Annotated in this window: 21 protein-coding genes and 1 tRNA gene; 11 read left to right on the plus strand and 11 right to left on the minus strand. The window is 32.1% G+C overall.

The features are described 5' to 3' along the window. Positions 1-2: 2 nt before the first annotated feature. A complete protein-coding gene (locus tag HA144_RS09070) occupies positions 3-989 on the plus strand; it encodes a GntR family transcriptional regulator (RefSeq protein ID WP_209043718.1) in 987 nt (328 codons plus the stop codon). A gap of 5 nt (positions 990-994) precedes the next feature. Beyond that, positions 995-1,729, plus strand: a complete 735-nt coding sequence (cysE, locus tag HA144_RS09075; RefSeq protein ID WP_209043804.1) for a serine O-acetyltransferase — start codon at positions 995-997, stop codon at positions 1,727-1,729. A gap of 8 nt (positions 1,730-1,737) precedes the next feature. On the opposite strand, the gene secA is transcribed toward cysE, so the two are convergent. Continuing rightward, positions 1,738-4,569, minus strand: coding sequence for a preprotein translocase subunit SecA (gene secA / locus HA144_RS09080; RefSeq protein ID WP_209043719.1), 2,832 nt, complete (start codon positions 4,567-4,569; stop codon positions 1,738-1,740). Positions 4,570-4,743: 174 nt separating this feature from the next. On the opposite strand from secA, the gene HA144_RS09085 reads away from it, so the two are divergent. Beyond that, positions 4,744-5,199 carry a GNAT family N-acetyltransferase gene (locus HA144_RS09085; protein WP_209043720.1) on the plus strand — a complete coding sequence of 152 codons (456 nt, stop codon included), beginning with the start codon at positions 4,744-4,746 and terminating at the stop codon, positions 5,197-5,199. Positions 5,200-5,226: 27 nt separating this feature from the next. Here the strand turns inward: HA144_RS09085 and HA144_RS09090 are convergent, their stop codons facing one another. The 4 genes from HA144_RS09090 to psbZ all read right to left on the minus strand — a co-directional run bounded on the left by HA144_RS09090 (position 5,227) and on the right by psbZ (position 6,560). Beyond that, positions 5,227-5,658, minus strand: coding sequence for a nuclear transport factor 2 family protein (locus tag HA144_RS09090; RefSeq protein WP_209043721.1), 432 nt, complete (start codon positions 5,656-5,658; stop codon positions 5,227-5,229). A 45-nt stretch (positions 5,659-5,703) separates the two neighbouring features. After that, positions 5,704-5,775, minus strand: a tRNA-Gly gene (locus HA144_RS09095). 61 nt (positions 5,776-5,836) lie between these two features. After that, positions 5,837-6,313, minus strand: a complete 477-nt coding sequence (ribH, locus tag HA144_RS09100) for a 6,7-dimethyl-8-ribityllumazine synthase (RefSeq protein WP_025893656.1) — start codon at positions 6,311-6,313, stop codon at positions 5,837-5,839. 49 nt (positions 6,314-6,362) lie between these two features. Continuing rightward, positions 6,363-6,560, minus strand: a complete 198-nt coding sequence (gene psbZ / locus HA144_RS09105; protein WP_002807211.1) for a photosystem II reaction center protein PsbZ — start codon at positions 6,558-6,560, stop codon at positions 6,363-6,365. Positions 6,561-6,701: 141 nt separating this feature from the next. Between psbZ and mutS the strand changes: the two genes are divergently transcribed. Continuing rightward, on the plus strand, positions 6,702-9,443 hold the full coding sequence (mutS, locus tag HA144_RS09110) for a DNA mismatch repair protein MutS (protein ID WP_209043722.1): 2,742 nt from the start codon (positions 6,702-6,704) through the stop codon (positions 9,441-9,443). A 31-nt stretch (positions 9,444-9,474) separates the two neighbouring features. Here mutS and HA144_RS09115 read toward each other — a convergent pair whose 3' ends face one another. Then, entirely contained in the window at positions 9,475-10,098 is a 624-nt protein-coding gene (locus HA144_RS09115; RefSeq protein ID WP_209043723.1) for a precorrin-8X methylmutase, read from the minus strand. Positions 10,099-10,156: 58 nt separating this feature from the next. Between HA144_RS09115 and holA the strand changes: the two genes are divergently transcribed. Both holA and HA144_RS09125 read left to right on the plus strand, forming a co-directional pair. After that, positions 10,157-11,158, plus strand: coding sequence for a DNA polymerase III subunit delta (holA, locus tag HA144_RS09120; RefSeq protein ID WP_209043724.1), 1,002 nt, complete (start codon positions 10,157-10,159; stop codon positions 11,156-11,158). Between the two features lie 39 nt (positions 11,159-11,197). After that, positions 11,198-12,958: an aspartate kinase gene (locus HA144_RS09125; RefSeq protein WP_209043725.1), complete on the plus strand. Its 1,761-nt coding sequence runs from the start codon at positions 11,198-11,200 to the stop codon at positions 12,956-12,958. Between the two features lie 7 nt (positions 12,959-12,965). Here HA144_RS09125 and uvrB read toward each other — a convergent pair whose 3' ends face one another. Both uvrB and HA144_RS09135 read right to left on the minus strand, forming a co-directional pair. Continuing rightward, a complete protein-coding gene (gene uvrB / locus HA144_RS09130; RefSeq protein ID WP_209043726.1) occupies positions 12,966-15,005 on the minus strand; it encodes an excinuclease ABC subunit UvrB in 2,040 nt (679 codons plus the stop codon). A gap of 29 nt (positions 15,006-15,034) precedes the next feature. Then, positions 15,035-15,811: a DUF561 domain-containing protein gene (locus HA144_RS09135; protein ID WP_209043727.1), complete on the minus strand. Its 777-nt coding sequence runs from the start codon at positions 15,809-15,811 to the stop codon at positions 15,035-15,037. 85 nt (positions 15,812-15,896) lie between these two features. On the opposite strand from HA144_RS09135, the gene tilS reads away from it, so the two are divergent. Further along, a complete protein-coding gene (gene tilS / locus HA144_RS09140; RefSeq protein WP_209043728.1) occupies positions 15,897-16,907 on the plus strand; it encodes a tRNA lysidine(34) synthetase TilS in 1,011 nt (336 codons plus the stop codon). Here tilS and HA144_RS09145 read toward each other — a convergent pair. The 3 genes from HA144_RS09145 to HA144_RS09155 all read right to left on the minus strand — a co-directional run bounded on the left by HA144_RS09145 (position 16,904) and on the right by HA144_RS09155 (position 20,900). Continuing rightward, a complete protein-coding gene (locus HA144_RS09145) occupies positions 16,904-18,889 on the minus strand; it encodes a ribonuclease J (protein WP_209043729.1) in 1,986 nt (661 codons plus the stop codon). The two genes, tilS and HA144_RS09145, sit on opposite strands and share 4 nt — an antisense overlap. Positions 18,890-18,969: 80 nt before the next feature. After that, positions 18,970-19,872: a 4-hydroxy-tetrahydrodipicolinate synthase gene (dapA, locus tag HA144_RS09150; protein ID WP_209043730.1), complete on the minus strand. Its 903-nt coding sequence runs from the start codon at positions 19,870-19,872 to the stop codon at positions 18,970-18,972. Beyond that, entirely contained in the window at positions 19,869-20,900 is a 1,032-nt protein-coding gene (locus tag HA144_RS09155; RefSeq protein ID WP_209043731.1) for an aspartate-semialdehyde dehydrogenase, read from the minus strand. Before HA144_RS09155 ends, dapA begins: the two co-directional genes overlap by 4 nt. A 122-nt stretch (positions 20,901-21,022) precedes the next feature. Here HA144_RS09155 and tig point away from each other — a divergent pair, with 122 nt between their 5' ends. The 4 genes from tig to HA144_RS09175 all read left to right on the plus strand — a co-directional run bounded on the left by tig (position 21,023) and on the right by HA144_RS09175 (position 26,442). Further along, a complete protein-coding gene (gene tig / locus HA144_RS09160) occupies positions 21,023-22,438 on the plus strand; it encodes a trigger factor (protein WP_209043732.1) in 1,416 nt (471 codons plus the stop codon). 65 nt (positions 22,439-22,503) lie between these two features. Continuing rightward, entirely contained in the window at positions 22,504-23,148 is a 645-nt protein-coding gene (gene clpP / locus HA144_RS09165; RefSeq protein WP_011819266.1) for an ATP-dependent Clp endopeptidase proteolytic subunit ClpP, read from the plus strand. A gap of 103 nt (positions 23,149-23,251) precedes the next feature. Then, positions 23,252-24,619, plus strand: coding sequence for an ATP-dependent protease ATP-binding subunit ClpX (clpX, locus tag HA144_RS09170; RefSeq protein WP_209043733.1), 1,368 nt, complete (start codon positions 23,252-23,254; stop codon positions 24,617-24,619). A gap of 59 nt (positions 24,620-24,678) precedes the next feature. Next, positions 24,679-26,442, plus strand: a complete 1,764-nt coding sequence (locus HA144_RS09175) for a DNA polymerase III subunit gamma/tau (RefSeq protein WP_209043734.1) — start codon at positions 24,679-24,681, stop codon at positions 26,440-26,442.

Consider the following 26,442-nt stretch of genomic DNA (forward strand, 5'->3'; position numbering starts at 1 on the left):
AAGTGAGATTCCATATTCAACAAGAAAGTGACATAGCAGCATCTACACAACTATATAATCAAATTTGCTTTGCAATAGCAGCAAGACATTATCCTCCTGGACACAGACTTCCCAGTACTAGGCAACTCGCAATGCAGACTGGACTCCATCGCAACACAATAAGTAAAGTTTACAGACAACTTGAAATAGATGGAATTGTTGAAGCAATCGCCGGATCAGGTATTTATGTAAGAGATAATCTTACTAAAAGAGACTTCAGAAAATCAGTTTACTCAAAAGACAAAATTAGAAAACCTCCTGATCAAGAAGCAAAAAAAGCTATTGATAAATTTGTTGGTCTTGGCTGCACTTTACAAGAAACAAGAGAAATATTAACCAATGAAATTGATTGGCGTATTAAATGCGGAGCAAGAATTATAGTAAGTACTCCTAGAGAAGATATAGGAGCTTCTATGCTGATAGCGGAAGACCTCTCTCCAAAAATTAGTGTTCCAGTAGAAGTTGTTCCTATGGAAGAACTTGAAAAAGTTTTGAGTAGTTCAAATAATGGCACTATTGTGACAAGCAGATATTTTTTACAACCGCTCGAAAAAGTTGCTAAACAGCATGGGGTTCGGGCTATTGCTGTTGACTTGAGCGACTTTCAAAAGGAATTAAAAATCCTCAAAGAATTAAATACTGGAAGTTGTGTAGGTATCGTTAGTATTAGCCCTGGATTGTTAAGAGCTGCAGAAGTCATTATACACAGCATGCGAGGTAGTGAATTAATGCTTATGACGGCAATTTCAGACAATAAAAGTAGATTAGTATCACTTTTAAAAGCTTCAAATCATATCGTATGTGATGGACCTAGTTTATCTGTGGTAGAAAACACGTTATTAAAAAATCGTTCTCAACTTATGAGATTACCCCAAATAATATGCGCCAAAAATTATTTGAGTATTGAAACCATAAATCAATTAAAAAAAGAAATTGGAGTTATTAATTAAACATGATTCTCAAAACTTTTAAATCAGACATCGACATAATCAAGGAGAGAGATCCTGCTGCCAGAGGCATAATAGAAATTTTTCTTTGCTACCCAGGCTTTCAATCAATAGTGATTCATAGGTTTACTCATAAATTATGGCAATTAAAAATTCCTTTAATTCCACGCCTTTTAAGTCATCTAAATAGGCTAATAACAGGAATTGAAATCCATCCTGGGGCCAAAATTGGTAAACGAGTTTTCATAGATCATGGAATGGGGGTAGTAATTGGTGAAACAGCTGAGATAGGAAATAATTGTTTACTTTATCAGGGAGTTACATTAGGAGGTACTGGTAAAAGTAATGGGAAAAGACACCCAACCTTAATGGAAAATGTTGTAGTTGGAGCAGGAGCAAAAGTTCTTGGATCCATAATTGTAGGCTCTAATACCCGTATTGGTGCGGGCTCAGTAGTTGTTCGTAATGTAGAGGGAAACAGCACTGTAGTTGGAGTTCCTGGGAGAGTAGTTCATCAAAGCGGTGTAAAAGTAAACCCATTAGCTCACTCTGCCTTGCCAGATGCAGAAGCTAATGTGATAAAAAATTTAATGGATAGAATTGATTCTCTTGAAAATGAAATTCTTAAATTACAAAAAACTATATATTGTCTAGCTAACTCAGAATCAATTGATATTTCTAAACTCGGTGATGCTCAAAACCTTAAAGACAAAGAAATCATAGAATTTCTTGGAGACGATTAAATCTTGATTTAATTTTTATCGTCTTTGTCAGTTTTAGGCTGAAACATAAACATTGAATAAATAACATTTCGTCTCATATTAGTCATCATTTCTAGAAACATATCGTAACCTTCATTTTTATATTCAATTAAAGGATCTTTTTGACCATAACCTCGCAAACCAACTGATTCCCTTAAGGAATCCATAGATTGAAGATGTTCGCGCCATAAATTATCAATTTGCTGCAAAATAAAAAATCTTTCAGCTTCTCTCATTAATCCTGGACGAATCTTTTCTATTTGAGATTCTTTTAAATCATAAGCAATTCTCAACTGCTCTTGAAGATAGTTTTTTAATTCTTCTATTGATAATAAATTAATATCATCCGCTTTAAGATCATCTAATAAATAAATAAATTCTTTAACTTTAGAAATTAATTGATCAATATTCCATTCTTCAGGAGGAAGATCAGGATTAATATAAGCTTCTACAATTTCACTCATTGTTCTTTCTCCATATCCTATTACTTGCCTCTTTAAATCAATTCCTTGCAAAACTCTTAATCTTTCACTATAAACTGCCTTTCTTTGATTATTCATTACTTCGTCATACTCGAAAACTTGTTTTCTAATATCGTAGTAGTAAGTCTCTACTTTTTTTTGCGCACTTTCTAAAGATCTAGTAAGCATTCCAGACTCGATAGGCATATCTTCATCAACCCTAAAAGCATTCATTAGATTTGCTACTCTATCACCTCCAAAAATTCTTAATAAGTTATCTTCTAAGGATAAAAAGAATCTTGTACTTCCAAGATCACCTTGTCTGCCTGCTCTACCTCTAAGTTGATTATCCACTCTTCTTGATTCATGTCTCTCAGTACCGATTACATGTAATCCGCCGGCTTCTCTAACTTTTTCTTCTTCATGAATCAAAACTTTTTCATATTCTTCTTTTACTTCTGATAAAGATTCTCTCAAAAGCTTTATTAAACTATCATCGGTCGGTGCTTTTTCTGCAGCTGTCGCTATCCTGTCATCCAGCTCCAAAACAGAAAGTTGTCTATCTCCCCAGTTTTCCACAAGTTTATTTGATAAGGTTGAGAGTTTCTTTTCAATTTCTTCATCAAGCTTGCAAGGGAAAAGACTAGTTGAAGAAGTTAAAATGTTCTTTTTCAAATTTGAAACAGCTTTTTTAGAAAAACCACCCTTAGATTTTGTACTTTTTTGTCTAGGGATTGGTGGCTTATGCTCATTATCAGGCTTTACTAATAAGGGAATTAAAATTTCTTTTAATTTCAGTCTTGCCATATAGTCACTGTTACCACCAAGAATTATATCTGTTCCCCTTCCAGCCATATTAGTCGCGATAGTAACAGCACCTGCTCTTCCTGCCTGAGCAACAATTTCTGCCTCACGTTCAACGTTCTCTGGTTTAGCATTTAACAAATTATGTGGGATTTTTTCTTCAGATAAAAGTGAACTTAATAATTCACTTTTTTCAACACTTGTTGTACCTACTAAAACAGGTCTGCCATCTCTATGAATTTGTGCAGTTTCTTTAGCAACCGCTTTCCATTTACCAGTCTCTGTCTTGAATACTTGATCGGACCAATCTTGCCTTTTTCTTATTTGATTTGTCGGTATGACTGTTGATTCCAATTTATAAGTTTTTTCAAATTCAACCTCTTCAGTTTTTGCTGTTCCTGTCATTCCTGCTAAACCAGGATATAAAAGGAAAAAATTCTGATAAGTTATGGATGCTAATGTTTGAGTCTCAGGCTGAATTTTCAGACTCTCTTTTGCTTCTATTGCTTGATGTTGTCCATCACTCCAACGCCTTCCTGGCATCACCCTACCAGTAAATTCATCCACTATCACAGCCTCATCGTTCTTAATAATATAATTTACATCTTTAATAAATAATTCTTTGGCTTTTAAAGCGTTAGTTATGTAATGCGCCCAAGGATCTTGAGGATTATATAAATCATTGACTCCCAAATACTCTTCACATTTTGCAAAACCCTGATCAGTTAATATACAACTTCTCTGCTTTTCATCAACTTCATAATCCCCTTCTGGATCAATACCATCTTTGCTTAATTCTTTGGCTTTGATTAATGCCAGAGATAATTCTGCAGCTTTTTGATATTTTTCTTGCGGTCTTTCGACTTGGCCAGAAATTATTAGAGGCGTTCTTGCCTCATCAATTAATATTGAATCAACCTCGTCAATTACACAGTAATTGAATTTTCTTTGAACTACCTCATTAATATCGGTGGACATATTATCTCTTAAATAATCAAATCCTAATTCGGAATTTGTGGCATAAGTTATATCACAATCATAATTTTTCTTTCTCTCAACTGGGTTCATATCTTGCTGAATTAAACCAACGGATAAACCTAAAAAACGATGAACTTGTCCCATCCACTCTGCATCTCTTCTAGCTAAATAATCGTTTACAGTAACAACATGAACACCTTTTCCAGTAAGGGCATTTAAATAACAAGGTAATGTTGCTACAAGAGTTTTTCCCTCTCCAGTCTTCATCTCAGCAATTTGACACTCATGTAAAACCATCCCGCCTATTAACTGAACATCAAAATGCCTCATATCAAGAACGCGTTTACTTGCTTCTCTTACTATTGCAAAGGCTTTAGGAAGAAATTTTTCCAAGAGTTCTTTTTGTTTTTTTAAATCTAATTCTGATGAAATCTTTGATTTAAGATTTTGAGTTTCTTTTCTTAGCTCATCATCAGTCAATTGAGAAATATCTTCTTCTAAAAAATTTATCTCTTCTACTATTGGTTGATAGCGCTTTAACTTTCGTGTATTCGGATCTCCCAACAAAAGTTTTAGCATAAGTCAAAGTCCTTAAAAAAATCATCCTATTACAAACATTATAAATTAGTGCGTTACAACTGAATGAAGAAAACTATTATCTCTTTATTTTATAGAAACGATCGATTATGGTATTTAGATTGAAGTCACGGAAATCTACTAACCGACATCACTTTTCAAAAATCTTTTTAATAAATGAAAGAAATATCTCTAATCAAACATGCCAAAGGAGCTTTAGGATTAAGGGTTTTTGGATTAGGTCCAAATCTTAAACCGACGAATGGACTAATTAAGTTACAAAAATTACTAGATAGAAATGCTTTCTGGGCCAAAAATAGAACAATTAATGATCTAAAAAAATGTCTTGCTAACAGTGATGTCGTAATAAGTCTTTGGGTTGGTAAGGAAATAGTTGGTTTTGGTAGAGCTTTAACCGATGGGATATATCGCGGAGTACTTTGGGATATTGTTATAGATCAAAATCACCAAGGTAAAGGTTTTGGCACATTAATTGTAAAAAATCTTTTATCTTCTAAAAAAATTAAAAATACAAAAAAATTATATTTAATGACAACAAATAAAAAATTGTTTTATTCTCAATTGGATTTTAAAGAAGTTACTTCTCAAAATTTATTAATTCGTGAAATATAAAGCACTCTTTTTTTAAAGAAAACAAAATCAAGATACAAATTTACTATAAAGCCATCTTATAAAGGGACCTAAAATAGGAACTGGTCCAAAAGTTGGTCCACAAAAATCAAAATAATCTCTGTGCTCTTTTATTAATCCGTTTTCACCAAATAATAAACGCGTAGTTCCAGGATAAATAAATTCTTTACCCATAATTTTTAAACCCATTGTCCATTCAACAAATCCACAATCCCCAGTTATGGAAATTGCATGAGTTTCTAAAAAAACATCATCACATCTTTTAACTAACTTTTCTTGAGCTTTAACATAAGAATCTAAGCCCTCTGTTTCCTGTGTTGGGTCTGTAAAGATAACATTCTCATTATAAAATTCAGCCCATTTTTGTTTTGTTGGTGCATCTGTACCATAAGGTTTAGTAAATAATCCCTTTAAATCCTCAATAGAAATTTCTCTTGTCATTACGAAATGATTGTTAAGAATACTTTAAAAGATACAAACATTAAAAGCGGATGAAGAGATTCGAACTCTCGACATTCTCCTTGGCAAGGAGATGCTCTACCACTGAGCTACATCCGCGTAACTTTTTTATTTTATCTCAAAGAAGGGTTCAATGATAGAAATAATTAAATTTTTTCAATTAATTTAAATTTTTAATTAAAGATCCCATCTCAATTGCTTGCAAAGCATAATTCCAACCAAGATTATTTTTAATCCCTGCTCTTTCTAAAGCCTGCTGCATAGTATCAGTAGTTAAAACTCCAAAAATAATTGGAACATTATTTTCATTTGAAACTTGTGAAATGCCTTTGCTCGCCTCAGATATAACTACATCATAGTGGGAAGTTTCACCACGTATCACAGCCCCAAGAGCAATTACAACGTCATAACTCTTTTTTTTCATCAGAGTTTTAGCTGCGATTGGTAATTCGAATGAACCAGGAACCCAAACTATATCTACTTGATTGCTTAATTCAGAAGTATCTAAACCATGCCTTTTTAAACAATCAAGACAACCGGATAGAATTTTATTTGTAATTAAATCATTAAATCTTGCTATTACAATCCCAACTTTTAAAGTAGATGCATTAGTAAAAGATCCCTCAAAAATAGCCATTAAATTTTACTTCGATATATTAATAGACTCTCACGAAAAGGTATCAAGTTCAAACTAATGAAGAAACTATCCCTGTAACAAAAACCAAAACAACCCAAACAGCAGCAATAGAATAAATTTTTCTCCTACTTTCTCGCTGTCCTTCCTCAGTAGAAGGTTGAGTCACATATAAAACGGGTACTCCAACTACCGCAATTAAAGAAGCGAATAATAGTGCATTTACGAAGAAAAAGTTAACAGCTTGCATAATTCAGTCTTAGGTTTCAAATTATTATAAATACTATATTCTCATGAAAATGATAATTTTTTGAGAAAATTTACATACTTTAGCCACTTTAAATGCAAAAAAAAAATTTCTACCTAATATCTATTTAGGAATTAAAAAAGTATGCAAGAAGATACGATAATTCAAAAGAATTTATTTGCGATTGATAATGAAAAAAATGAGCAAAAAAAAATAACAAATATTCCAGAAGATTTATCTTGGGAAGATTTAAAAAAAGAATCGCAAAAAAGACCTAGACAAAGAAAAAATTCAACTAATTTGATAAATGAATTCAAGAATGATTTAATTTCAAATAACAAAAATAATTGCATTAATGAAGAATCTTTTAGCTATAAAACAGTTTCGAAACTGAAATTAACTCCTGTAATGAAGCATTATGTAACTCTAAAAGAGGAAAATAAAGATAGGTTATTACTTTATAGATTAGGAGATTTTTTTGAATGTTTTTTTGAAGACGCTGTATTGATATCTAACCTTTTAGAAATAACACTTACAAGTAAAGATGCTGGCAAAGAGATAGGTAAGATACCTATGGCAGGGGTTCCCTATCATGCAATGGAGAGATACTGTGCTGATTTAATTAAAAAAAATTATTCTGTGGTTATATGCGACCAATTAGAAAAAAGTTCTGGAAATTATGGGACTCCAATTAAAAGAGGGATAACAAGAATAATTACTCCTGGAACTGTAATTGAAGAGGGGATGTTGATAGCAAAGAAAAATAATTGGATTACTGCTATTTACTTATCAGAAGAAAACTCAGATGAATCTTATGAATGGGGTATATCAAAAGCCGATGTAAGCACAGGAGAATTAGTAACTTTAGAAGGGCAATCTCTTTCAAAACTATTTGATGAAATTATTAAATTAGATTCTTCAGAAATCATTGTAGGGAGCAATGAAGTCAGAAATTTATTAATTAAAGGAAATAATCAAATTACATATACTGTTTCTCAAGAGACTAATTTTGGCATTAATGAAGCAAATTATCTAATAAAAAAATATTTCCAAATTGCAAACCTAGAAGGAATAGGACTTAAAAATTTAAACAATGCGACTAGATCACTTGGAGGTTTATTAAATTATTTAGAAAAAATTAATCCTTCGAATTTAGATAAAGATTCTTCTGTAAAAATCTCATTAGACTTTCCACAAATTCAATTTGGTTACAACAAATTAATTATTGATTATCAAACTCAAAAAAACTTAGAAATTAAAAATACACAACGAGAAAACAATTATGTAGGTTCGCTAATATGGAGTATTGATAGGACTTATACTTGCATGGGTGCAAGGTGTTTAAGAAGGTGGATAGATTCACCTCTATTAAACGTTAATGAAATTTATAAAAGGCAAAATATAATTAAAAACTTTATTGAATCTAAACAATTACGTATAGATACCCAAAATTTACTTAGAGCAATGGGGGATTTAGAAAGACTTGCAGGTAGAGCTTGTGCAGGTCATGCAAGTCCTAGAGACTTAATTGCAATAGCGGAAGGTTTAAAAAAATTACCTAGGCTAAAATCCATAATTGAAGTATTTGAATATGATCTCCCAGTTTGGACTAATCAATTAAAAAATATTGATGAAGGACTCTTAAATTTAGCTGATACTGTAAGTTTTAAACTAATAGAAAATCCTCCTCTAAACATTAGTGAAGGAGGCATGATCCACGATGGTGTTGACAATGTATTAGACGGTTTACGCAATTTAATGGATGATTACTCCGAGTGGCTAAATAAAGAGGAATTAAAAGAAAGGAAAATTAGCAAAATTTCAAACCTAAAAATTCAATTTCATAAAAATTTTGGTTACTACATTTCTATAAATAAGTCAAAAGTTAATTTAGCTCCACAACATTGGATCAAAAGGCAAACACTTACAAATGAAGAAAGGTATATCACTTCAGAAATTAAAAATAAAGAAAATAAGATTTTTCAAATAAAAAGTAGAGCTTCATCACGAGAATATGAAATTTTCTGCGAATTAAGAAATATAGTTGCTGAAAAAACTAAACAAATAAGATCAATCGCAAAATCCATAGCATCTCTTGATGCATTGCTTGGTTTATCAATTACTTCAGTAGAAAACAATTTTATAAAACCTTCATTAATACCAATAAATGATTCAATGACAAAAAAAAGTACAGAAATTATCGCAGGAAGAAATCCAATTGTTGAACAATTGTTAAATGATAAAAAGTTTATAGCTAATGATATCTCTTTCGAAGATAATCAAAAATTAATTATATTAACCGGTCCCAATGCAAGCGGAAAAAGTTGCTTTATAAGACAACTTGGTTTAATACAAATTCTCGCACAAATTGGTAGTTTTGTTCCTGCTAATAATGCTGAAATCAAGATTGTAGATAGGATTTTTACAAGAATTGGGGCGGTTGATGATCAATCATCTGGGCAATCAACATTTATGGTAGAAATGTCTGAAACTGCATCAATTCTAAATCAGGCAACTTCTAACTCACTAGTTTTACTTGATGAAATAGGTAGAGGAACATCTACTTTTGATGGACTTTCAATAGCTTGGTCAGTAAGTGAATATCTTGCAAAAAAAATTCAATGTAATACTATTTTTGCTACGCACTATCATGAGCTGAATTATTTAAAAAATTCAAATAAGAATATACAAAATTTTCAAGTTTTAGTAGAACGAAATAACGATCAGCTAATTTTTAGTCACAGGATTGTCAAAGGGGGCTCAAATAAAAGCTACGGTATAGAAGCAGCTAAATTAGCAGGGGTTCCAAAAGAAGTTATAGAAAAAGCAAAATCAGTTTTAAATTCTTTAGAAGAAAATAATAAATTAAATTATGATATTGAGTAGATTTTTGACATTTTTAAAAGATAAATTCTTTTTAAATAGTTTCCCTCAACAAGGCGTTAACGGCAGCAGCTGCCATGGCAGCACCTCCTCTAGTTGAACTCAAAACAATTCTAGGAAAATCAGTAGAAATCAGTTTGTTTTTGCTTTTCTCTACTCCAATAAATCCAACTGGCATTCCGATAATTAAACTTGGAAAATCTTTTGAAGTCTCTAAAATATCAATTAAATAAGTTAAGGCTGTAGGCGAACTGCCAATAACTACAATAGGTGATTTACTTCCAGTATTTGTAGCGGATAACTCCTTCCAACCTTCACTTAAGCCATATGCTGTTTTAGTTAATTTTGTATGATTATTTTTTCCAAACCACATTCTAGCCGTAAATACTCTATTCCTAGTTGTATTTTCTGCCATTGATTTTATAGCTGCTGCTGCCATATCGGTATCAGTTAAAATCGGAGCACCATTTTTAAGTGCCTGAAGCCCCTTTTCGCAAGCACCTTCACTAAAATTTATGAGATTTTGAACTGAAAAATCTCCTGAAGTATGGACTAATCTCTCTAAAACTTTTTTTTCCAAATGATTTAGATCATTGGCTCCTAAATGAGATCTTATGAATCTAATGCTTTCCAAAAAAATTGGATGATCTATTACCATTAAATTTAATTTGTGTTAGAAGTAATCATAGTTAATATATGGTTTTTATTGAGCGATTATGCCAATACAAATATTATGGGGTAATGATCTAAATGCTCAAAATACATTTATTCAAAAATTAATTGACAAGGAAGTATCCAAAGAATGGAAAGAAATAAACGTAACTAATTTAAATGGAGATGATGATGAGCAAGTCCACAAAGCTTTTGATGAAGTTCTTACACCTCCTTTTGGAGATGGATACAGAATAGTTACATTGAAAAATAATCCAATTTTTACTGCAAAAAATGAGGATCTAAGAACTAAATTTGAAAAAATCCATGACAATATACCTCAAAATACTTATTTCATTTTACAAAATACAAAAAAACCAGACTCAAGACTAAAGAGTACTAAATTTTTACAAAAACTCATCAAAAATAATCTAGCCAAAGAAAAATCATTTCCTTTACCTGAAATCTGGGACTATGAGGGACAAAAAAGATTTTTAGAAGATGCAGCAAATGAGATGAATATCAAAATTGATAAAAATGCAGCTGAATTAATTATTGATTCTGTTGGGAATGATAGCTTTAAACTAATAAATGAATTAGCCAAAGCAAAAACATACCTTTCTGCAATATCAAGTGATTCGAATTCACAACTTTTTCTTAAAAGTATTGATGTAAAAAAAATCTTTAGTGATCATCAATCCAATATTTTCAAAATTATTGATCTTCTCTTAAAAAAAAATATTAATGAAAGCCTAATTGAAATAAATTATTCCTTACAGAAAGGAGAACCCGCTTTAAGACTAAATGCAGGTTTAATTAGTCAAATAAGAATTCATACCATTATAAAATTAGCAATTAATTCAGAAAACGATAATGCAGAAAAGATTTGTAATCTTGCAGGCATTTCTAATCCAAGAAGAATTTTTTTTATTCGAAAAAAAGTCAAAAATGTATCGCAAAAATATTTAATTAATTTAATGAGTAACTTATTAGATATTGAATCATTACTAAAACAAGGTAATAATCCTATAAATGTTTTTACAGAGAATTTAATTAATTTAAGTTAACCAAATTATAAGTTTAAGAATTTACATTATGATTTAAATATGGCTTTACTAGTAAAAAAATTTGGCGGTACTTCTGTCGGTGATATTAAAAAAATTAAAAGTATTGCAAGTAGCATTTGTCAAAGTAAAGAAGCAGGAAATGAAATTGTCGTAGTTGTCTCTGCAATGGGGCAAACTACAGATGATTTAAATTGTCTAGCAGAATCAATTAGTAAAAATCCTAATCGAAGAGAATTGGATATGCTTCTTTCAACTGGAGAGCAAGTAACCATAGCTCTTCTCGCAATGGCATTAAACGAATACGGAATACCTGCAATTTCAATGACCGGAAGCCAGGTTGGAATTATTACTGAATCAATTCATGGGAAAGCGAGAATTCTGGATATTAAAACAGAAAGAATCCAAAATTATATAAATCAGGGTTTTGTAGTTGTAGTGGCTGGATTTCAAGGGACTTCATTAAGCCATACGGGTTCAATGGAAATTACAACTTTGGGTAGAGGTGGTTCAGATACTTCCGCAGTAGCTTTATCAACAGCATTAGGAGCTGAGACTTGCGAAATTTATACAGACGTTCCAGGGGTTCTTACTACTGATCCAAGAATTGTTCCTAATGCAAAACTCTTAGATGAAATTAGCTGTGAGGAAATGCTTGAACTTGCAAGTGTCGGTGCTTCAGTTCTACATCCAAGAGCAGTAGAAATTGCTCGCAATTATGGAATTAAATTGTGTGTCAAATCAAGCCAAAGTAACTCAAGTGGGACTTTCCTAGAAAGTCAAATCCAACCTCTCCCGCTAAAAAGAGGAAGCTTAGAATTAACACAAACAGTCAATAGTCTTGAAGTTTTAGAAAACCAAGCAGTATTCAGTCTCTCAAATATTCCTGATAGGCCTGGGATTGCTGCACAAATATTTGAAAAACTTTCAGAAGCAAGTATTAATGTAGATTTAATCATACAAGCTACAAATGATGGAAATAATAACGATATTACATTTACTGTTAGTGAATTAGAAGTTAAAAAGACTGCAGAACAATGCGAACTTATAACTAGTCAATTAGGAGGAGAATATAATCTAAAAACAAACATGACTAAATTAAGTATTCAAGGAGCAGGCATTATGGGTAGACCTAGTGTTTCAGCTGATTTATTTGATACTTTATCTCAAGCGAATATAAATGTCAGGTTAATAGCTACTAGTGAAATTAAAGTCAGCTGCGTGATTGAAATCAATAATATTCCAAAAGCTATTAGATTTGTTGCTGAGAAATTTAAGTTATCCGATACACAAATATTTATTAATCCAATTAACGAAAAACAAGATCAACCTGAAGTAAGAGGAATTGCATTAGATAAAAACCAAGTTCAAGTAAGTTTTCGAAAACTGCCTGATCGTCCAGGTGTAGCAGCATCGATATGTTTAGCATTAGCTGAAAATAACTTACTTTTCGATACTATCGTGCAGTCTGAGAGAATTTCCTATTTAAAAACTAAAGATATTAGTCTTACAATGAATAAGCAAGATAGAGAAAAAGCTAATTTAGTTTTTGATGTCTTAACAAAAAAATTACCCGGATCATACATTGAAGATGGCCCTGCCATAGCCAAAGTTAGTACTGTAGGAGCGGGAATGGCATTTAAGGTTGGAACGGCTGGAAAAATATTTAGAGCATTGGCTGACCAAAATATCAATATTGAAATGATTGCCACTAGTGAAATTAGGACTTCTTGTATTGTCTTAGAAAAAGATTGTGACAAAGCAGTTAATGCCATTCATAATCATTTCGAATTAGAAAAATAAGTTCTTTTTAATTATTTCTAGCCAATTTTTGTCTTAATTTTTTTATTCTATCCCTCAAATTTGCTGCTTCTTCAAAATTTAACTCTTTTGCAGCATCTTTCATTTTAATTTCTAACTTTTCTATTAAGTCAGGCAATTCTTCGAGCAAACATTGATTATCGCTGGAATTGAGAATTAAGTCAGTTTTGTTATTAACTATATTTATTAAATCTTTAGATAAACCACCAGCATCTAATTTTCTGGAAAGCTCTAGAAAAGATAATATTGAATTTTCTATTTTTTTGCCTGCAGGTTTAGGGGTAATACCATTGACTTTGTTATATTTTTTTTGAATAGTTCTTCTTCTTTCAGTTTCAGATATTGCTCTTTTCATTGAATCTGTGAAGTTATCTGCATAAAGCAAAGCAACGCCTTCAACATGTCTTGCAGCTCTTCCTATTGTTTGAATTAATGACCTTTCTGCCCTCAGAAAACCTTCTTTATCAGCATCTAAAATGGCAACTAAGGATACTTCAGGAAGATCTAGTCCCTCTCTTAATAAATTTACTCCTACCAAAACATCATATTCGCCCATCCTAAGGTCTTGAATAATTTCAATTCTTTCAATTGAATGGATTTCGGAATGCAAATATCTAACTCTTACTTTATTTTCAGATAAAAAATCAGTTAGATCTTCAGCCATTCTCTTAGTAAGTGTTGTCACTAGCACTCTTTGATTCTTTTCAGCTCTAATTCTTATTTCAGATAACAGATCTTCTATTTGGCCTTCACTAGGTCTTACATCAATTACAGGATCTAATACTCCAGTTGGTCTTATAACTTGCTCAATAAATTCACCATCACATTGATCTAATTCCCATTGACCGGGAGTTGCACTTATAAATAATGTCTGTTTTGATTTTTCCCAAAATTCTTCACATTTTAAAGGCCTATTATCTGCAGCACTTGGCAATCTAAAACCATGATCTATTAAAACTTTTTTTCTAGATTGATCACCGTTGTACATAGCATGAAGTTGAGGACATGTTACATGACTCTCATCAACTACCAACAACCAATCTTTAGGAAAGTAATCTATTAAGCATTCTGGAGGTGAACCTTCCTCCCTGCCTGATAAATGACGAGCATAATTCTCAACTCCATTACAATAACCAACCTCTTTAAGCATTTCTAAATCATATTTTGTGCGTTGTTCTAGACGTTGAGCCTCTAATAATTTTCCTTCGTATGTAAATTTATCGAGTTGAGTTTTTAATTCACTTCTAATTGCACTTATTGCACTCTCAAGTCTTTCTTTTGGAGTCACAAAATGCTTCGCTGGGTAAACGCTAACTTGTTCCAAACTTTCAAGTATTTCTCCTGTAGTAGGGTCAACATATCTAATAGCCTCGACTTCATCACCAAATAATTCGATTCTTATTAATCTATCTTCATAAGCTGGGCCGATTTCTAAAACATCACCTTTAATTCTGAATCTACCTCTAGTAATTTCAATATCATTTCTAGTATATTGATTTTCAACGAGAGACCTTAAAGAAGAACGTAGATTTATTGATTTTCCAACTTCAAATTTAACTGCAGCTTTTAAATACTCACTAGGTATACCAAGACCATAAATACAACTTATTGACGCTACAACAATTACATCTTTTCTTTCAAATAATGAGCGTGTTGCAGAATGCCTAAGCATATCTATTTCTTCATTAATTGAAGCAGTTTTAGCTATGTAAGTATCACTTACAGGTACATAAGCTTCAGGTTGATAATAATCGTAGTAAGAAATGAAGTACTCAACAGCATTTTTTGGGAAAAATTCCCTTAACTCATTACATAGTTGTGCAGCTAACGTTTTGTTATGGGCTAATACAAGCGCTGGTCTTCCTGTTTGTTGAATTACATTAGCAATGGTAAATGTTTTACCAGTCCCAGTAGCTCCTAAAAGAGTCTGAAACTCTTTACCAGTATTTACTCCTTTAACTAATTTTTTAATAGCTTCTGGTTGATCTCCATTTGGTTCGTAAGGAGCTTGAAGCTTATAGTTATTCATCAAGCTAGTAGCTAAAGGATATTAATATACTAAGAAATTTTTTCTCCAATTATTGAATTTGTCAAAGATTCTTTTAAGCCCCTAACAACCGCAATCATTGATATTAAATCATCTAATTTATTAACTTCAGATCCAACTCCAACTGCTGACGCTCCAGAGGCTATTGCTAGTGGACAAGTTACTTGGCTTAATCCAGAAGCACTCATGATTGGTATATTCAAAGATTGTTTCTTAAATTCTTGATGAATAGCATAAGTAGCTGCAAGAGTTGGTACTGATTTTTCAAAAAAGCCTTGAATTCCTGGAGAGTAAGGATTAGAACTGGTGCCACCTTCTGTTTGAATAATATCAACACCTTCTTCCACTAGTTTTAAAGCAAGATCAACTTGTTTATCAATAGGCATATTATGAGGAACAGTTACTGATAAAGGAACATTAGGCAAAAAATCCCTCGTCTCTTTTGTAATGTTTAAAACTTTTTTATCTGAAAAATTAATTCCTTTTTCATAAAAAGTATCGTAATTTCCTATCTCAATTAATGATGCTCCTGCGTTTACAGAATCTTGAAAAGATCGAGGCACTACTGAACTAACACAAACGGGTAGTGTTGAATTCTTAAGTGCTAAATCAACGAGTTCAGGTTTACAAGCAATATCGACAAGATCTGCACCTCCTAATGAAGCAGCTTCAACAATTTTTTTCACAGATTGAACATCGAAATTATTCAATCCTGAAATAACTTTGAGTAAAGATTTGCTTCTTAACTCTTCTTTGATTTTTTGTGGCAAAAGATTAATCAGACTCATTTACTTAATGAATTTATTACCCGATTGTGACATTGTTTTAGTAAAACAGTGCATTTTTTAAAAAATATTATCTGAGCAACACAAAATGTCTGATAAAAAATTAACTCAGAAAAATTGGTCCTCATGGCATCATCAGCTTCATAAGGAGATTCTTACCAAACAAATATTAATTCCTAAAGGATCGAATATTTTAATAAGTGTTTCTGGAGGACAAGACTCAATGACCTTATTAACCCTAATTAATGACCTAAAAAAATTGCATAATTGGTCTATTAGTGTTTGGCATGGTGATCATCAGTGGCACGAAAAATCCTCGGTTTATGCTCTTGAATTAAAAAGTTATTGCAAAGATAAAAATATTTCATTCTCCTTTGATCAAGCAAATAAAGAAAATATTTCTTCAGAAGAAAAAGCTCGAGAATGGAGATATAAAAAATTATGTGAAAGAGCCAAAACTTTATTAAATAAAAACCAGGAAAAACATAATATATATTTGTTAACTGGTCACACGAGTAGTGATAACGCAGAAACGTTTATCCTCAATTTATGTAGAGGGAGCAATTTTGCCGGTCTAAGTAATATTGAAAGCAAAAGATTACTAGAAAATCAAATTTTCTTAATAAGGCCAATATTAATTTTCAGTAGAGAAGATACGAAACAATTTTGTAATGATATGAAAATCCCAGTCTGGGAAGATCCCACAAATTCAGATCTTAAATTAAAAAGAAATTTAGTAAGAAAAAAAATTATTCCTACCTTGGAGGTTATCTATCCTGGTTGTTCTGAAAGGATAAATAATTTTTCCCAAAAAATGAACAAATACAATAATGAACGTAATGATCTTAGTGAACTAGCATACCTATATTGTAAAGATGTAAAAGGTATCAAAAGGAGTCTCTTAAATAGTATGTGTATTGAAGCGAGGTGCACAATCTTAAATAGATTTTTAAAAGAAATATCTGCAAAGCAATGTAGTTCTAAAAATCTGACAAAATTAGCAACTTCAATTTTTGAAAAAAATAAAGGTCAAATTAACTTGCAAGAGTTTTTAAAAATTGTTTGGAATAAAAACTATATAAATTTTGAAAAAAGTTAAGATGTGACAGTAGATCTTCTTCTTCTTGTTCTACCTTCAAATGAATCTTCTGTAGGAGTCTCAGCCGAAGGATTCTGAGAAACTTTTGGACTTTTTTGAGTATTTTGTTGGTTATTTGAAATATTCGGTTGGTTATTGTTTGATTTCTTATGGAAATTATTATTATTTCTATTTCTATTGGAAAAATTTTGCTCTTCGGTAATCTTTGGAATATAAGCACGAGTTCCACTTGGAGCAGGTTGAACTAGACACAAAATAAGTGGTTCAACTTGTAATTCTCTTCTCATTCTTCTCGATAAACCATTTTCAATTTCTCTTTGTACACCAATCCAATCTACTTCAAAATTATTCGGCCCAGTTTGTCTGGATAATTGTTTCCATCTATTTTCTAAGACCCAGCTTATTTCTCGTTCTGTCCACATAGACATTTTTCTTGGCTCTGCAGTAGTAACAACTCCTCTTAAATTAACTCTGGGAGGCGCAACCATCTTCCCATCTGTACTGATAGGAGCTAAAACAGTTACTACACCATCCCCAGCTAATTGCTGCCTTTCCTTTAATACTCGAGCATCTACTATCCCATTTCGTGAGTTATCAAGCAGTTCAACACCAGCTTTTACAGGATCACCTTTTTGAATAGAATTAGGAGTTAACTCAACTACATCTCCATTTTCAATAATTAAAATATTGTCCTTTGGAACCCCCATAGTTTGTGCACTCTTGCCATGACAAACAAGCATTCTATGTTCTCCATGAACAGGAACAAAAAACTTAGGTTTTGCGAGTGCCAACATTAACTTTTGATCTTCTTGAAAACCATGACCAGAAACATGAATATTCTCACCCTTTCCATAAACAACCTTTGCTCCGAGTTTCATTAATCTATCTATTGTATTAACAACAGAAATAGTATTGCCAGGTATTGGACTGGCTGAAAATATTACAGTATCAGTAGTCTTGAGACGAACATGCTGATGTTCACCACGAGATATTCTGCTTAACGCTGCCAAGGGTTCTCCTTGACTTCCAGTCATTAATAATAAGGTCTCTCTATCTGGCAAATCTCTAATTTGCTTGATAGGAACAAACAAGTCATCTGGGCATTTCATGTAACCAATATCTCTCGCCTTAGCAATAACATTTATCATCGATCTACCTAATAAACCGACCTTTCTTCCATGTTTCATGGCCAACTCTAAGATCATGGTCACTCTATGAACAGAACTAGCAAAAGTGGTAAGGATAACTCGCTCTTTTGCATCCGCAATATGTTTTTCTAAAGAGGGATAAATAGTCTTCTCTGAAGGACAAAACCCTGGAACTTCAGCATTAGTGGAATCACTGAACATGCATAAAACGCCCTTCTCTCCGTAATGCACCATTCTTTCAATATCAAATTGCTCTCCATCTACTGGCATATGATCAAACTTAAAATCTCCCGTGAAAATAATTGTGCCAACAGGTGTTGTAACTGCTAAAGAAAAACTATCGCAAATAGAATGAGTATTTCGAATAAATTCAACAGAAAAATGTTGTCCAACTTTTACAACATCTCTTGGATTGACTGTCTGTATAGTTGTTCTATCAGATACCCCTGCTTCCTCCATTTTTCCTCTAAGCATTGACATTGCAAGTCTTGGGCCATAAATAATCGGAATATTAAAATGCTTTAGATGATGAGAAATACCTCCAATATGATCTTCATGACCGTGAGTGACAATCATTCCTTTTATTCTTCTTTGATTTTCTTTTAAAAAAGTTGTATCTGGCATAACAATATTTACGCCATGCATACCATCAGATGGGAAAGCTAGACCAGCATCAACAAGCATCAATTCATCACCATATTCAAAAACACAAGTGTTTTTTCCTATTTCATGTAGTCCTCCAAGGGGTATTACTCGTAGAGCTGGAGTATTACCTTTAGATCTAGATGAATCATTATTAGATCTATTTACAGTTGAATTTGTACTTGATTGCATAATTTTGAAATTTATGAAGGCCTGCTTGAAATCAAATAAGGTTTATTTAAATTTAATTATCAAGTTAAATATAATCCCTATTATAGGGATTTCAGAATAAAAGATAGTTGCTCTTTCATGTCAGTGGTTAATGGTGACAAAGGACTTCTAGGATTACCTACATTCCATCCCGAAAGCTCTAAAGCAGCCTTAATTGGGATTGGATTAGTAGTCATAAAGAGTGCTTTGAAAAGAGGCTGAAGTTTTTCATGAATAGTAAGCGCATTGGAAAACTCTCCACTTTGAAAGGAATTAATCATCTCTTTCAGTTGCAATCCAACCAAATGACTTGCAACACTTACTACTCCTACAGCACCTACAGATAACATTGGAAGCAACAATGAATCGTCGCCACTATATACAGAGAGTTCAGAACCACAAATAGCTCTTAATTCTGTTACTTCTTCTATTCTACCGCTTGCAGCTTTAATACTGAGAATATTTGAGAAATCCATAAGTTTCTTCACAGTATCAGGTAATAAATTGCATCCTGTCCTTCCAGGAATGTTGTAGAGCATTAGAGGCAAATCCTTTGCAGAATTAGCAATAGAACTGAAATGTTTATAAAGACCTTCTTGAGGCGGCTTATTGTAATAAGGAACAACGACCAAAGCACCGTCAGCACCAGAGTCGTAGGCTTTTTTTGTAGCTTCCACAGCCTCGCTTGTACAGTTACTACCAGTGCCAACTATTACTTTACAGCTTGAATCCAAAGATCCTTTTACTGCAATAAATAAATCATGCTGTTCCGCCCATGAAAGAGTCGGAGATTCTCCAGTAGTACCGCATAACACAATTCCATCAGAACCGTTCTCAAAAAGATAATTTGAGAGCTTTATAGCTAGTTCATAATCTACATCTCCATTTTCAGTAAATGGAGTAACCATTGCAGTCAATATTCTTCCAAATAGTGGGTTATTACACTCAGTTTTGTCTGTAATCATTTTTTTGGAATTAATAACTCAGCTATTTGAACAGCATTAAGAGCTGCTCCTTTTCTTATTTGATCTCCACATAACCATAATTCTAATCCATTAGGCTGACTTATATCAGTTCTTACCCTGCCAACAGCAACATTATCCCCTCCCATAACGTCATTTGGCATAGGAAATCTATTATTTTTGTAATCCTCAATTATTTCAATTCCAGGAGATTTTTTTAATGCTTCAAGAGCATCTTTAGGCTCAACTACACCGGCAAATTCAATATTGATCGATTCAGAATGTGCTCTAAGTACAGGGACTCTAACACATGTAGCAGAGAGCTTTAAATCAGCAATATTTAATATTTTCCTTGTCTCATTAACCATTTTCATCTCTTCTTCGCAGTAATTATTTGCAAGCATGGGTGAATTATGCAAAAACAAATTAAAAGCCAGTGAGTATGGCAAAACTTCACTTTTTTGATGATTACCCTGAAGATATTGTTCAGTTAAAAGTTTTAGTTCCTCCATCGCCAATTGCCCTGCACCACTTACAGATTGATAAGTTGAAACAATAACTCTTTGAATAGTCGAAAGTTTAGTTAATGGAGCCAAAACTAATGTCAACAAAATAGTAGTGCAGTTTGGATTCGCTATTACCCCATCATGATTAATTACATCACTAGCATTAACTTCAGGAACTATAAGAGGTACATTATTATCTAATCTGAAAGCACTTGAATTATCTATCAATAAAGCATTTTGTTCCATAATGGTAGACAACCATTTTTTTGAAATACTTCCACCGGCTGAAGCTAAAACTAAATCAAGATTCAGAAATTCTTCCTTAGTTGTTTTTTTTGTAACTAATTCTTCACCTTTCCAAATAATTTTTTTTCCTTCTGAACGCTCTGATGAAAGCAAGACCAATTCTGATATTGGGAAATAACGTTGTTCAAGAATGTTGAGTAATTCAGATCCCACAGCACCTGATGATCCTAAAACAGCAACTTTTAATGGCCTATTAGGCAAAAACGGAGATTTTCTCACACTTTAAAATGATTTTTATAAATAGATTGACTATTTTTTTTACTTTATCAAAAAAATAACTTTCAAGGAAATCACATAATGTGAAATAATTAAGATTCGGCTTTTAGTAATTAATAAAAAAAATGGCTAAAGAAGCATTAATAGTCAAAACAACTCCTCTTCCTCAAAGTAGAATTGCATTTGAATTAGAAATACCATCTGAGACATGCAAAACTTGTGTAAATGAGACAATCAGTTCTATCAGTCGTTCTGCTAAAATTCCGGGATTTAGACTTGGTAAAATTCCTAAACAAGTCTTAATCCAAAGAATTGGCATCACACAATTACATGCTTCTGCTCTAGAAAAAATTATTGATAAATCATGGCAAGAAGCATTAAAAATAAAATCTATAGAGCCACTAAGTGAGCCAGAATTGGTAGATGGATTTGAATCTTTACTTGCAAAGTTTAGTCCTGAAAAATCACTTAAGGTTACTCTTCAAACTGATGTTGCCCCAGAATTAAAACTAAAAAAATCGAAAGGACTAAGTGTTGAAATCTCAAAAACAAAGTTTGATCCTAAGTCAGTAGAAGAAGCGCTAGAAAAATCTAGAAATCAGTTTGCAAATATTATTCCAGTAACCAATAGAGCAGCGAAATTAGGAGATATTGCTGTAGTTAGTTTCAAAGGAAAATATAAAGATTCTGGTAAAGAGATTGATGGTGGGACAAGTGAATCAATGGATCTTGAGTTAGAAAAGAATAAAATGATTCCCGGTTTCGTTGAGGGAATCGTAAAGATGAAAATTGGTGATACTAAAACACTTAACCTTAAATTTCCTGAAGATTATTCTCATGAGGATTCAAGAGGCAAAGATGCAATCTTTGAAGTAAATCTTAAGGATCTTAAAGAAAAAGAATTACCTGAACTCAATGACGATTTTGCAAAACAGTCTGGCAACAAAGAATCATTAAAAGAGTTAAGGAAAGATATTGAAAAGCAACTAAAAGACAATTTTGAAAAAACTCAAAAAGATATCAAAATTGAAGCTTTACTAGATGCCTTGACAAAGGAATTAGTTGTAGAAATTCCAAAATCTATGATTGATATAGAGGTAAGGAATAATATTGAACAAACCGCTCAAAGATTTGCTCAACAAGGTCTTGATGTTAAATCTACGTTCACTCCGGAATTAGTTAAGTCATTAGCAGAGTCTACAAGACCTCAAGCTGAAAAAAATGTTCAAAGAAATTTAGCTCTAAAAGCATTAGCTGAAAAAGAAAACATAAAAGTAGAGAAAGATGAAATTGATTTGAAAATGAAAGATTATGAAGATGCAATCTCTCAATCTTCAAAACAAATAGATATTAAAAAATTAACAGATGTAATAAGTAACGATTTACTCAAAGAAAAATTAATAATTTGGCTTGAAGAAAATTCTGAAGTAAAAGAAAAAACTACAAAAACAACAAAAGCCACAAAAACTACGACAAAAACTACAAAAACTATTAAAACAACAAAAAAAACAAAAACCCAAAATAAAAAAGAAAAAAAATAATTTATGAAATTTCCTACTAATTAAACAAAAACCCCTTAAATTATTTATAAGACGCAAACTAATTTGTGAACTCAGAAAAAAAACATTTAATCCAAAGCTCAATAAGTTCTTACGAAAGTAATAATAAAACTATTGCCGCTGTTCCCACCGTTATAGAACAATCAGGTAGAGGAGAAAGAGCTTTTGATATTTATTCAAGACTATTGAGGGAGAGAATAATTTTTTTAGGTACTGGAATTAATGATCAAGTTTCTGACTCACTTGTTGCACAATTATTATTTCTTGAAGCTGAAGATCCCGAAAAAGACATACAAATATATATCAATTCTCCTGGAGGCTCAGTAACTGCAGGAATGGCCATATACGATACCATGCAACAAATATCCCCTGATGTAGTGACAATATGCTTTGGAGTAGCCGCAAGTATGGGTGCATTTCTGCTTTCTGGAGGAGCAAAGGGGAAAAGATTGGCTTTACCTAATTCTAGGATTATGATTCATCAGCCTCTTGGAGGTGCACAAGGTCAAGCAGTAGAGATTGAAATACAAGCTAAAGAAATACTTTTTCTCAAGAAAACATTAAATTCGCTTTTAGCAGAACATACTGGTCAACCTTTAGAAAAAATTAATGAAGATACAGAAAGAGATTACTTTTTATCTCCCTCAGAAGCAGTCGAATATGGATTAATTGATAAAGTTATCAAAAAGTGACAAGGAATACTGATTTTTTAAGAATATGATGACGAATTGATATTTATAAGCAATCCTAGTGAATAGGGATAATTAACACCTTTCACATTAAAACTTATAATCGATGGCTAAATTCGACGCCCATCTTAAATGTTCATTTTGCGGGAAATCACAAGACCAAGTAAGAAAGCTTATAGCTGGTCCTGGGGTTTATATCTGTGATGAGTGCATAGACCTTTGCAATGAAATTCTCGATGAAGAACTACTTGATAATCAAGCCAACACAAACAACTCTCCGCAAGTAAAAAAGAAATTACCAACTGAAAATCCAAAAAAATCTGTTCCTTTAGAATTAACCTCAATTCCTAAGCCACTAGAAATTAAAAGTTTTCTAGATAATCAAGTTGTTGGACAAGAATCTGCAAAAAAAATATTATCAGTAGCCGTATACAATCACTACAAGCGATTAGCTTGGAAAGTTAAAGAAGACAGTAAAAATAGCAATTCAACAGATTCACAAGCAACTAAATTACAAAAATCAAATATTTTACTCATCGGCCCTACTGGAAGTGGAAAAACATTATTGGCGCAAACTTTAGCAGAGTTTCTAGATGTTCCTTTTGCAGTAGCTGATGCAACGACTTTGACAGAAGCTGGATATGTTGGGGAGGATGTTGAAAACATACTTTTAAGACTTCTACAGAAATCAGAAATGAATGTGGAACTAGCTCAAAAAGGAATTATTTATATTGATGAAATAGATAAAATTGCAAGAAAAAGCGAGAATCCTTCAATTACTAGAGATGTCTCTGGTGAAGGGGTACAGCAAGCATTATTAAAAATGCTTGAAGGAACAATTGCTAATGTGCCACCGCAAGGCGGAAGAAAACATCCTTATCATGACTGTATCCAAATTGATACGAGTCAAATATTATTTATTTGCGGAGGAGCTTTTATAGGTTTAGAGGATATCGTTCAAAAGCGTATGGGTAAAAACTCCATAGGATTTACCACCAATTCAGATCAAAATAAAGTTGATACAAAAAAAATAGTAGACACAAGAGATTCCCTAAAAAATTTAGAATTAGATGATTTAGTGAAATATGGCCTAATTCCAGAATTTATTGGAAGAATTCCGGTTTGTGCTGTATTAGATCGTCTTACTAAAGAAACTTTAGAATCTATTTTGACTCAACCAAGAGATGCATTAGTAAAGCAATTCAAAACTTTGCTAAGTATGGATAATGTTGAGTTATCATTTGAGCCTGATTCTGTTGAAGCGATAGCAAATGAAGCATATAAAAGAAAAACAGGTGCAAGAGCATTAAGATCAATAATTGAGGAACTAATGCTAGACATAATGTATACTTTGCCTTCTGAAGAAAATATAAAAGAATTCACAATTACGAAAAAAATGGTAGATAATTTGTTCTCATCTAAAATTGTTAAACTACCTTCAGGTTCAAAAAGAATCATTAAAGAGTCTGCATAAAAATTAGAGTTTAGTTGCTTTAATTGAATGTCTAATTTTTCTACATTAATGAAAAATAAATGCCAAATATACATAAACCTTTTCATCAAAAATATAGACCAAACAAGTTAGACGAACTGGTTGGGCAAAAATTTATATCCATCACACTCAAACAAGCACTTTTAACAAAAAAAATTGCTCCTGCATATCTTTTTAATGGTCCAAGAGGCACTGGAAAAACTTCAAGCGCGAGAATATTTGCAAAGTCTTTAAACTGCCAGGCATTTGACCAACCTACGATAAATCCTTGCTGTAAATGTGACTTATGCAGACAAATTACAGATGGAAACGCTCTAGATATTATCGAGATTGATGCAGCATCAAATACAGGAGTTGAAAATATACGAGAAATTATAGAAAGAGCGAGATTTGCACCTACTCAAGCAAGATGGAAAGTATATGTTATTGATGAATGTCATATGCTTTCAACAGCAGCTTCAAATGCTTTACTAAAAACTATTGAAGAACCGCCCTCAAGAGTTGTATTTATCCTTGCGACAACAAATCCTGAGAGAGTATTAAATACGATACAAAGTAGATGCCAAAAGTTTGATTTTAGAAGAATAAGTCCTAGTGACATTTTTCAACATTTATCAGAAATAGCAGAAAAAGAATCCATTGAGTACGAAGTGCAGGCGTTAAAAATGATAGCAAAAAGATCTAATGGAGGCATGAGAGATGCACAAAGCCTCCTTGAACAACTGAATCTTTTACCTGAAGGTATAACGATTAATAATATCCAAAACCTATTAGGAGAAGTATCAGAAATTGAACTAACAAATCTTATTCGATCATTGGTTGAGAATAATCCAGCGTCATTAATTATCACATGCAACAAACTGTATGATATTGGATACGAACCCCATCAAATAATTATAGGATTACTGAATATAACGAGAGATTTACTACTGCATACTACAAATAATAAATATTCAGATCTTTATTATACATCGGATGAATTTCAAGATGAATTGGATGAAATCTCAAAAACAATAAATAAATCAAAAATAATTAATTGGCATAATAATCTGAGAAATATCGAATATCAAATAAAAACAAGTGATAATCCAAGGCTTTGGTTTGAAATACATTTAACTGGCCTTCTTGATAATCAAGAGAAAAATAGTTTTGAAAATAAGCAAGAAAGTAAAAATAATTCGACTTATGAGAAGCATGAAAGTATTAAAAACATTGCAATAAATAATAAAGAAAATATTGCTGATGAAATTGAAAAACAAAGTATCAAACAGGAGATAAGGCGCGAGGAATTGATTGTAAAAAAAGACAAAATATTAGGAAAATTTGACATTAATAGAAAAGAAAGTCTTGGAAATATTTCTGAAAATAACGAAAATGATTCCGAATCAAATAATTTAAAAGATAAATGGGAATTAATTCTTTCTAAAGTAGAGTTACCTTCAACAAGAATGTTACTTTCACAACAAGCCGAACTTGAAAGTTTTGATTCGCGGGAAATCATAATTGCATTATCTCCAAACTGGGAAAATATGATAAAAAGCAGAAAAGTTATTATCGAAAATACAGTAAAAAAGATATTTGGAGATCAAATAGTACTTAATTTTTCAACAAAACAATTAACTAAAGGTAACCCAACAAAAACTCCAGAAATAACCCAAAATGAAGAAAAGATTTTGAAACCAATAAATAAAATAGAATCAAAAACTAATTTATCAACAAACAAATCAAACGAGGAAAATTATGATGATAGTTCAAAAAATTTAGCAAATTTTTTTAATGGAGAAGTTATAGACTTTGATGAATAA

The sequence above is a fragment of the Prochlorococcus marinus XMU1404 genome (assembly GCF_017696175.1).
Classification (GTDB): domain Bacteria; phylum Cyanobacteriota; class Cyanobacteriia; order PCC-6307; family Cyanobiaceae; genus Prochlorococcus_A; species Prochlorococcus_A marinus_X.

Bases quoted from the DNA above. Each gene is read 5' to 3' on its own strand.
- tilS (WP_209043728.1), top strand. From the start codon at position 15,897: ATGTCTGATAAAAAATTAACTCAGAAAAATTGGTCCTCATGGCATCAT.
- HA144_RS09125 (WP_209043725.1), top strand. From the start codon at position 11,198: ATGGCTTTACTAGTAAAAAAATTTGGCGGTACTTCTGTCGGTGATATT.
- HA144_RS09175 (WP_209043734.1), top strand. From the start codon at position 24,679: ATGCCAAATATACATAAACCTTTTCATCAAAAATATAGACCAAACAAG.
- HA144_RS09145 (WP_209043729.1), bottom strand. From the start codon at position 18,889: ATGCAATCAAGTACAAATTCAACTGTAAATAGATCTAATAATGATTCA.
- ribH (WP_025893656.1), bottom strand. From the start codon at position 6,313: ATGGCTATTTTTGAGGGATCTTTTACTAATGCATCTACTTTAAAAGTT.
- uvrB (WP_209043726.1), bottom strand. From the start codon at position 15,005: ATGAATAACTATAAGCTTCAAGCTCCTTACGAACCAAATGGAGATCAA.
- psbZ (WP_002807211.1), bottom strand. From the start codon at position 6,560: ATGCAAGCTGTTAACTTTTTCTTCGTAAATGCACTATTATTCGCTTCT.
- HA144_RS09115 (WP_209043723.1), bottom strand. From the start codon at position 10,098: ATGGTAATAGATCATCCAATTTTTTTGGAAAGCATTAGATTCATAAGA.
- HA144_RS09085 (WP_209043720.1), top strand. From the start codon at position 4,744: ATGAAAGAAATATCTCTAATCAAACATGCCAAAGGAGCTTTAGGATTA.
- HA144_RS09090 (WP_209043721.1), bottom strand. From the start codon at position 5,658: ATGACAAGAGAAATTTCTATTGAGGATTTAAAGGGATTATTTACTAAA.
- dapA (WP_209043730.1), bottom strand. From the start codon at position 19,872: ATGATTACAGACAAAACTGAGTGTAATAACCCACTATTTGGAAGAATA.
- mutS (WP_209043722.1), top strand. From the start codon at position 6,702: ATGCAAGAAGATACGATAATTCAAAAGAATTTATTTGCGATTGATAAT.
- clpX (WP_209043733.1), top strand. From the start codon at position 23,252: ATGGCTAAATTCGACGCCCATCTTAAATGTTCATTTTGCGGGAAATCA.
- holA (WP_209043724.1), top strand. From the start codon at position 10,157: ATGCCAATACAAATATTATGGGGTAATGATCTAAATGCTCAAAATACA.
- secA (WP_209043719.1), bottom strand. From the start codon at position 4,569: ATGCTAAAACTTTTGTTGGGAGATCCGAATACACGAAAGTTAAAGCGC.
- HA144_RS09135 (WP_209043727.1), bottom strand. From the start codon at position 15,811: ATGAGTCTGATTAATCTTTTGCCACAAAAAATCAAAGAAGAGTTAAGA.
- tig (WP_209043732.1), top strand. From the start codon at position 21,023: ATGGCTAAAGAAGCATTAATAGTCAAAACAACTCCTCTTCCTCAAAGT.